Raw genomic sequence first — 8,352 nt, 5'->3', positions numbered from 1 at the left:
ACTCGCCGATCGCGCTGAGCGCCTCGGCACGCGCGCGCGTGGCGGGCACCTCGCGGGCCCGGGCGCGCAGCGCCTCCTGGGCGGCGTGCCGGTCGCGGCCCGCGAACAGGGCCTGGGAGAGCGCGAGGGCCGTACGCCGCTCGGCGCCGGACAGGTAGCGGTTGCGGCTGGACAGGGCCAGGCCGTCGGGCTCCCGGACGGTCGGCACGCCGACGATCTCCATGCCGAAGTTCAGGTCGCGGACCATGCGGCGGACCAGCGCGAGCTGCTGGGCGTCCTTCTGCCCGAACAGGGCCACGTCGGGCCGGGTGAGGTGCAGCAGCTTGCCGACGACGGTGAGCACGCCGTCGAAGTGGCCGGGCCGGGAGGCGCCCTCCAGCCGCTCCCCCATGGGGCCCGCGCTCACCCGCACCTGGGGCTCGCCGCCGGGGTAGACCTCGTCCGCGGAGGGCGCGAACACCACGTCGGCGCCGGCCTGCTCGGCGATCTTGAGGTCGGCGTCGAGGGTGCGCGGATAGCGGTCGAGGTCCTCGCCCGCGCCGAACTGCAGGGGGTTCACGAAGACGGTGACGGTGACGAAGCCCTCGGGGCCGACGTGCTCCCGGGCCGCCCGGATCAGGGTGGCGTGGCCTTCGTGCAGGGCGCCCATGGTCATGGCGACGGCGGTGCGCCCCGGCACCGCGAAGCGGTCCTGCGCGTGCCGCAGGGCGGCGACCGTGGGGACGAGTTCGAACGTGCGGCGGGTCATCGGTCTTCCCCGTTCTCAGGGTTCTCGGGCCGTTCCGTGTCGCCGGCGAGTACCCCCAGGAGGTCCTCGGCGAGTTCCGGCTTGAGCAGGCCGTTCGCGAGCGCGCGGTCGGCGGTCGCGCGGGCCATCGCCAGATAGCCGGCGACTGCCCCCGGGGCGTGCTCCCGCAGCTGGGCGACGTGCGCGGCGACCGTGCCCGCGTCCCCGCGCGCGACGGGGCCGGTGAGGGCCGCGTCGCCCGCGCGCAGCGCGTTGTCCAGGGCGGCGCCGAGCAGCGGGCCGAGCATGCGGTCGGGGGCCTGGACGCCCGCCGTGCGCAGCAGGTCCATGGCCTCGGCGACCAGGGTGACCAGGTGGTTGGCGCCCAGGGCGAGGGCCGCGTGGTAGAGCGGCCGGGCGGACTCGGTGATCCACTCGGGCTCGCCGCCCATCTCGATCACCAGTGCCTCGGCGGCCAGCCGCAGCTCCTCGGGCGCGGTCACCCCGAAGGGGCACCCGGCGAGCCGCTGCACGTCCACGGCGGTGCCGGTGAACGTCATCGCGGGGTGCAGGGCCAGGGGCAGCGCCCCGGCCCGCAGCGCGGGGTCCAGCACCCGGACGCCGTACCGCCCGGAGGTGTGCACGATCAGCTGCCCCGGCCGTACGGCACCGGTCTCGGCGAGGCCCTCCACGAGCCCCGGCAGGGCGTCGTCGGGCACGGTCAGCAGCACCAGCTCGGCGCGGGCCAGCACCTGCGCCGGGGTCACCAGCGGAACGTCGGGCAGCAGGTCCGCGGCGCGCCGCCGGGAGGCGTCGGAGACCCCGGACACGGCCACCGGACGGTGGCCCGCCAGCCGCAGCGACGCCGCCAGCGCGGGGCCCACCCGGCCGGCGCCGACGACGCCCACGGTGAGCCGCGCGGGGCGGTCCTTGGGCTCTGGTAGCTGGAATGTACTCACTCGCTGGTGGCCTTCCCGTTCCAGTCCGCTCGGGGTACCGGACGATTTCTCGTCATGTTAACGCGATTGCCCGGCGCACCGGCCGGTTGTCCACAGGCTGTGGGTTTCCGCGCGTCGCCCCGGCACGGGCCACGCGGCCCCCACGCCGGGGCGGGAACCGGGTGCCGCGCGCGGGAGGCGCACGGCATGATCCAGGGATGGACGAGAGCGACACGACGGAACGGTCCGTTGCCACGGAACGGTCGGAGCGGCGCAGAGCGGCCCACCGCGCGGCACGGCGGGTACTGGCGCGCCCCGGGTCCTGGGCGACGATCCGCGAGCGGCTGGCGGCGCTGCACGAGACGGCGCCGGACCTGCACGACCTGGACGAGACGGCGGACCTCTACGGCACCCGGATCGTCGAGACCCTGGAGGAGCGCGTCGCCGGGCTGCTCGGCAAGGAGGCCGCCGCGTTCTTCCCGACGGGGACGATGGCCCAGCAGGTCGCCCTGCGCTGCTGGGCGGGCCGTACCGGGAACGCGACGGTGGCCCTGCACGCGCTGGCCCACCCCGAGGTGCACGAACGGCACGCCCTCAGCACGGTGAGCAGACTGCGCACGGTCCGGGTCACGGGCGAGCCCCGGCTGCCGACCGCCGACGAGGTGCGCGGCCTGGAGGAGCCCTTCGGGACGCTGATGCTGGAGCTGCCCCTGCGGGAGGCCGGTTTCGTGCTGCCCTCCTGGGACGGGCTGCGCGAGGTCGTCGAGGCCGCGCGGGAACGGGACGCGGTGGTGCACTTCGACGGGGCCCGCCTGTGGGAGACCACCACCCACTTCGGGCGCCCCCTGGCAGAGGTCGCGGACCTCGCGGACAGCGTCTACGTGTCGTTCTACAAGTCGCTCGACGGCTTCGGCGGCGCCGCGCTCGCCGGTCCCCTCACGCTGGTCGAGGAGGCGAAGGCCTGGCGGCACCGGTACGGCGGACAGGTCTTCCAGCAGTTCCCGACCGTGCTGTCGGCCCTCGCCGGGCTGGAGCGGGAGCTGCCGCGGCTGCCGGAGTACGTGACCCACGCGCGCGTGGTCGCCGCCGCGCTGCACGAGGGGTTCACGGCGGCCGGGCTGCCGTGGGCGCGCGTCCACCCGGAGCGGCCGCACACCCACGAGTTCCAGGTCTGGCTGCCGTACGACGTCGACGTGCTCGCGGAGGCCTCGGTCCGGCAGGGCGAGGAGACGGGGACGGTCCTCTTCGCACGCCCCTGGGGCCGTGGGGGCCCGGGACTCTCCTTCACCGAGATCGACGTACGGGCGGCCGGGCTGGAGTGGACGGCCGGGGACGTGCGGGCGGCCGTCGCGGACTTCGTCGCCCTGGTGCGGGAGGAGGACGCCGCCCGGCGGGAGGAGGGCGGTGCGGAGGGGACCGCTGCGGAGACGACCGGTCCGTAGGGCGTGCGCCGTGTCGGTTGACGGACGCCGTCAATCGGCACGGCGTTGTCGGTGGCGGGGTGCACCATGAGGCCATGAGCGTGAGCATCGACATCACCGGGCTGCCCGCCACGGGGGCACCGCCCGGCTCGGGCAGAGCCGAGAGCTGGGGGAACATCGTCTTCCACACCTCGCCGCTGGCCGAGCTGTCCGTCGCGCTGCACGCCCTCGCCGAGCCCGACCACCACCCCGGCGTGCAGGGCTGGGTGACCGTGACCACCACGTCCCTCGGACCGGACCTGGCCGACCGGCTCGTCCAGGCCGACTTCCTGTGGCGGCACCTGTTCTCCGACATCTTCCTGCCGTTCGCGGGGCTCCCGGACCGCGCCGGCCGGCCGGGGGCGACGATCCACGAGGAGCTGGACGACCTGGACCGGCTCAGCGACGAGCGGTTCGTCGGCGCCGCCCTGGAGTTCGGCTGCGGTTCCCCGTACGCGGGAGTGGTGCCCTCGCCGCTCGTCGACCGGGCCCGGCACGACCTCGCGCTGGAGCTGGCGGCCGGCCGGGGCCCCGAGCAGCTCGGCTTCACCCGGCGGCTGCTCGAGGACCCGCCGGCCGTACGGACCTGGGTGCGCCGGCTGCTGGAGGACTGCGACGAGGCGTTCTTCGCGGACACCTGGCGCCGGGTGCGCACCCAGCTCGCCGCCGACGCCCGCCACAGGACGGAGCTCCTGCGCCGCAAGGGCCTGCGGGAGACACTGGAGTCGATCTCCGCCGCGCTGTCCCTGACCGAGGGTCCGGACGGGACGCGGATCGAGGCCGACAAACTGATCCACGGCTCGACGACCGCCACGGACCCCGCCGTCGGCCCCGGGGTCACCTTCGTGCCGTCGTACTTCGGCTGGCCGCACCTGACGGTGCTGCACGCGCCCGGCTGGCGTCCCGTCGTGCACTATCCGGTCGGCGGTCCCGACCCGTTGAGACCTGCCCCGGTGGAGCTGCTCGAACGCCGCCTCGACGCCCTCGCCCACCCGGTACGCGTGCGTCTGTGCCGGAACATAGCGAGGTCACCGCAGACCACGAGCGAGCTGGCGCACGCCCACGGCCTGAGCGCGCCCGAGGTGTCCCGCCATCTCGCCGTCCTGAAGAAGGCGGGCCTCGTCACGACCCGCCGCCGCGGCCGGTACGTGCTGCACCAGCTGGACGTGGCCGTGGTGGCCCGGCTGGGCAGCGACTTCCTGGAAGGGATCCTGCGCTGACGGCCGGTCCCGCCGGCCGGTCCCGTCGGCCGGTCCCGTCGGCCGGTCCGGCCGACCCGGTGCGGCCGACCCGGTGCGGCCGGGTCAGTCGAACCGGATGTGCTTCAGGCCCACCCCGGCCTGCCGCAGCCGTGTCCGCAGAGCGCCCTCCCCGTTCGGGGTGAGCGTCAGGCCGGCCAGGACGGCGATCCGGTCCGCCGTCCGCGGCACGGTGGTGCGGTCGGTCCACAGGTGCTCGGCGAACTCCGCCCCGCGCAACCGCTCCAGGCAGTGGTCCAGCTGCGCGACGGCCCAGTTCTCCCGGGCCGGCCCCGCGTACCGCCCGCCGCCGCCGAGGTGTCCGAGGAAGCGGACGACGTCCCGCTCGCGCAGCCGGCGCAGTACGGTCTCCCGTTCGGCGAGGAGCGTGAAGTGCCGTACCTCGTGCCCGAGTTCCCGCAGGCGGCCCACGGTCTCCGCGAAGTACCCGGCGTCGACGACCGTCATCGGGACGATCACCACGCCCTCGTGCCGGGTGAGTGCCAGGTCGAGCACCTCGACCACGCCCTGCCGCCACGAGGTGAGGTCCTGGAAGTCCCCGCGCAGTCCCGGCGGCAGCATGCGGCGCAACCCGAAGCCGGCGTGCTCGGGATCGCAGATCACGCTGCCGGGCAGCCGGCGCCGGATCTCGTGTGCGGTTTGCGTCTTGCCTCCCCCGAAGGGGCCGTTGATCCAGACAAGCATGCGCGCACCCTAGTGGCCGACGGTCCCCCGCGGGGCCCGTTCAGCTGCCGCACTCCGCGGGGCTCAGCCGTGTCCTCCGGCCCGTACCAGACCCGTCTCGTACGCGAGGACGACCACCTGTACCCGGTCGCGCAGCCCGAGCTTGGTGAGGATGCGGCCGACGTGCGTCTTCACCGTCGCCTCGGACAGGACCAGCCGGGCCGCGATCTCCCCGTTCGACAGGCCCTGCGCCACGAGCACCATCACCTCGCGCTCCCGGTCGGTGAGCCGCTGCAGTTCCACGTGCCGGTGCTCCTTGCCGCTGCTCGGCAGCATCGGCGCGAACCGGTCGAGCAGGCGCCGGGTGGTGGACGGCGCGACGACCGCGTCACCGCTGTGCACCGAGCGGATGGCGGCGAGGAGTTCACCGGGCGGCACGTCCTTGAGCATGAAGCCGGAGGCGCCGGCCTTGAGCCCGGAGAAGGCGTACTCGTCGAGGTCGAAGGTGGTCAGGATGAGCACCTTCGGCGGGTCGGGCTCCGCGCAGATGCGCCGGGTGGCCTCCACCCCGTCCAGCTTCGGCATGCGGACGTCCATCAGCACGACGTCGACCGGGGCGGACCGCACCACCTGCAGCGCCTCGACCCCGTCGCCCGCCTCCGCCACGACCTCCATGTCCGGCTGGGCGGCGAGCACCATCCGGAACCCGGTGCGCAGCAGCACCTGGTCGTCGACGAGCATCACGCGGATCGCCATCGGGCCCTCTTCCAGAAGTCGAAGTCAAGTGTCAGGTGGTCTTACAGGTGTCAGTGCGGTACGTGCCTGGTCGCCCGGGCGTCAGGGGGCGGGCTTGAGCGGCAGCAGTGCGCTGATGCGGAAGCCGCCGCCGGGCCGCGGCCCCGCGTCCAGGGTGCCGCCCACCATGCCGACGCGCTCCCGCATGCCGATCAGGCCGTGTCCCTGGCCGTCGTAGCCGCCCTCCTCGTACAGCTCGTGCGGGGCGCCCTTGCCGTCGTCCTCGACCAGCAGTCCGAGGCCGTCGTCGAAGTAGACCAGCCGCACGCTCGCGCCCGTGTTGGGGCCGCCGTGCTTGCGGGTGTTGGTGAGGGCCTCCTGCACGATGCGGTACGCGGTCAGTTCGACGCCGCTGGGCAGGGGCCGCGGGGTGCCCTCGATCCTGTAGTCGACGGGGAGGCCCGAGCTGCGGCACTCCTCGATGAGTTCGTCGAGCTGTTCGACGTCGGGCTGCGGCACGTACTCGCCGCCCTCCTCGTGCTCGCCGGTGCGCAGCACGCCCAGCAGGCGGCGCATCTCGGCGAGGGCCTGCCGCCCGGTGGACGAGATGGTGCCGAGAGCCTGTTTCGCCTGGTCGGGCGCGGCGTCGAGGACGTACGCGGCCCCGTCGGCCTGGACCACCATCACGGAGACGTTGTGGGCGACGACGTCGTGCAGTTCACGGGCGATACGGGCGCGCTCGGCGGCGACGGCGACCTTGGCCTGCGCCTCGCGCTCCTTCTCCAGCCGGGCGGCGCGCTCCTCCAGCTCCGCGAAGTAGGCCCGGCGGGTGCGCAGCGAGTCGCCGAGCACCCAGGCGAGGGCGAAGGGCACGGACTGGAAGACCGCCAGCGCGATGTTGCCCAGCGGGCCCGTCATGTCCGTGGGCCAGCGCAGCACCGACAGCGGCCCCGCGCACAGGCCCCCCACCAGGGCGAACCGGGAGGCCCAGCGGGCACCGGTCGCCGCCACCGTGCCGATGATCACCAGCATGGCGAGGTCGGCGGCCGACGGCACCACGTCCAGGACCAGCTGCGCCACGCCCACCGCGGCGGCCAGCAGCAACATCTTCTCGGGCATGCGCCGCCGCAGGGCCACCACCAGGCAGAGCAGCAGGACGACCGGGATCACGGCGGACGGCATGTCGGCCCTGGTGTTCTCCTGGGTGGTGACCACCCCCACGCCGGAGACGGCGAACAGGACGAAGGCCCAGAAGGCGTCCACCCCGGTCGGGTGCCTGCGGAGGAAGTCGTAGAGGCGTTGCACGTAACCCAGCGTAGGGAAGCGTGATGTGTGCAGAAGTCAACCGGAGGGCCGATCCCCGACCGGCGCGTGTACTCCCCAAGGTGGAGGCCCGCCCGCCCACGGCGCTTAGCCTGACCCGGTGAACGGTGCGGTGGAGGACGGGTGGCGGGGGTGGCGGGAGGCCACGGAAGAGGCGTTGTACGGGCTCTCAGGGTTCTACCGGCGGCCCGGCGGCCCCGGTCCCGCCGGGCACTTCCGTACCTCGGTGCACGCCTCGCCGCTGTTCGCCGCGGCCGTGGCCCGGCTGCTGTGCCGGGTGGACACGGCCCTCGGGCACCCCGCCGAACTCGCGTTCGTGGACATGGCGGCGGGCCGGGGCGAACTGGTGACCGGGGTGCTGGAGGCCCTGCCCGCGGACGTGGCCGCCCGCGCGCGTGGGTACGCCGTCGAGCGCGCCGGCCGCCCCGACGGTCTCGGCCACCGGATCGAGTGGCTGCCGACGCCCCCCGAGGGCGTCGCCGGGCTGCTGTTCGCCAACGAGTGGCTCGACAACGTCCCCGTCGACGTCGCCGAAATGGACGCCGAGGGCGTACCGCGCCGGGTCCTCGTCCGCCGGGACGGCACCGAGCGCCTCGGGGAGCCCGTGACGGGCGCGGAGGCGGAGTGGCTCACGCGCTGGTGGCCACTGCCCGCGGAGGAGGGTCTGCGCGCCGAGATCGGGCTCCCGCGGGACCGGGCCTGGGCCGCCGCCGTGGGAGGCGTGGGCCGGGGGCTCGCCGTCGCCGTGGACTACGCGCACGCCGCGGGGGCCCGCCCGCCCTTCGGGACGCTCACCGGGTTCCGGGAGGGACGGCGGACGGCGCCGGTCCCGGACGGCTCCCGCGACATCACGGCCCATGTGGCCCTGGACTCCTGCGCGCTGCCGGGCGCGAGCGTCGTCACCCAACGCGCGGCCCTGCACGCCCTCGGCGTCACCGCCGGCCGGCCCCCGCTGGCCCTGGCGGCCACGGACCCCACGGCGTACGTACGGGCGCTGGCGGGCGCGGGCGAGGCGGCCGAGCTCACCGCGCGCGGGGGCCTGGGCGACTTCGGCTGGCTGCTGCAACCGGTGGGCGTCCCGCTCGACGCGCTCGGCCTGCCGGGCGCCTAGGGCCAATGCCGTTGCTTTTACTTTCGGCGTAGGCTCGTTGGTGGCCGCCGGGGGTGATTCGGGTGTCCGCGAGTGTGTCGGAGTTATCGGGTCTGGGGCTGTTGACCTGGGTGTATCCGCCGGGACTGGTGGATCG

Annotated in this window: 8 protein-coding genes; 3 read left to right on the top strand and 5 right to left on the bottom strand. The window is 74.7% G+C overall.

The genetic code is table 11. The features are described from left to right. Both panC and UW392_RS29040 read right to left on the bottom strand, forming a co-directional pair. The coding region (panC, locus tag UW392_RS29045; RefSeq protein ID WP_320778103.1) for a pantoate--beta-alanine ligase at nt 1-748 on the bottom strand (748 nt) is incomplete at its 3' end. After that, a complete protein-coding gene (locus UW392_RS29040; protein WP_320778102.1) occupies nt 745-1,686 on the bottom strand; it encodes a Rossmann-like and DUF2520 domain-containing protein in 942 nt (313 codons plus the stop codon). The genes panC and UW392_RS29040, both read right to left, overlap by 4 nt. Before the next feature lie 197 nt (nt 1,687-1,883). Here UW392_RS29040 and UW392_RS29035 point away from each other — a divergent pair, with 197 nt between their 5' ends. Continuing rightward, the gene (locus UW392_RS29035) at nt 1,884-3,107 is read left to right on the top strand and encodes a threonine aldolase family protein (protein WP_320778101.1); all 1,224 of its coding nucleotides are present in this window, start codon (nt 1,884-1,886) and stop codon (nt 3,105-3,107) included. A gap of 74 nt (nt 3,108-3,181) precedes the next feature. Beyond that, nucleotides 3,182-4,345 carry a DUF5937 family protein gene (locus UW392_RS29030; protein ID WP_320778100.1) on the top strand — a complete coding sequence of 388 codons (1,164 nt, stop codon included), beginning with the start codon at nt 3,182-3,184 and terminating at the stop codon, nt 4,343-4,345. A gap of 84 nt (nt 4,346-4,429) precedes the next feature. Here UW392_RS29030 and UW392_RS29025 read toward each other — a convergent pair whose 3' ends face one another. The 3 genes from UW392_RS29025 to UW392_RS29015 all read right to left on the bottom strand — a co-directional run bounded on the left by UW392_RS29025 (nt 4,430) and on the right by UW392_RS29015 (nt 7,087). Beyond that, a complete protein-coding gene (locus tag UW392_RS29025; RefSeq protein ID WP_320778099.1) occupies nt 4,430-5,068 on the bottom strand; it encodes an AAA family ATPase in 639 nt (212 codons plus the stop codon). Between the two features lie 63 nt (nt 5,069-5,131). Continuing rightward, a complete protein-coding gene (locus UW392_RS29020; RefSeq protein WP_320778098.1) occupies nt 5,132-5,803 on the bottom strand; it encodes a response regulator transcription factor in 672 nt (223 codons plus the stop codon). A gap of 81 nt (nt 5,804-5,884) precedes the next feature. Then, nucleotides 5,885-7,087, bottom strand: a complete 1,203-nt coding sequence (locus UW392_RS29015; protein WP_320778097.1) for a sensor histidine kinase — start codon at nt 7,085-7,087, stop codon at nt 5,885-5,887. Between the two features lie 118 nt (nt 7,088-7,205). Here UW392_RS29015 and UW392_RS29010 point away from each other — a divergent pair, with 118 nt between their 5' ends. Then, a complete protein-coding gene (locus UW392_RS29010) occupies nt 7,206-8,216 on the top strand; it encodes an SAM-dependent methyltransferase (RefSeq protein WP_320778096.1) in 1,011 nt (336 codons plus the stop codon). Nucleotides 8,217-8,352 lie beyond the last annotated feature (136 nt).

The organism is Streptomyces sp. CRN 30, from assembly GCF_034105845.1.
Note: the sequence above shows the minus strand (reverse complement) of the source record. Positions and strands in the feature narration are given on the sequence as shown.

Bases quoted from the DNA above. Each gene is read 5' to 3' on its own strand.
- UW392_RS29020 (WP_320778098.1), bottom strand. From the start codon at position 5,803: ATGGCGATCCGCGTGATGCTCGTCGACGACCAGGTGCTGCTGCGCACC.
- UW392_RS29025 (WP_320778099.1), bottom strand. From the start codon at position 5,068: ATGCTTGTCTGGATCAACGGCCCCTTCGGGGGAGGCAAGACGCAAACC.
- UW392_RS29035 (WP_320778101.1), top strand. From the start codon at position 1,884: ATGGACGAGAGCGACACGACGGAACGGTCCGTTGCCACGGAACGGTCG.
- UW392_RS29030 (WP_320778100.1), top strand. From the start codon at position 3,182: ATGAGCGTGAGCATCGACATCACCGGGCTGCCCGCCACGGGGGCACCG.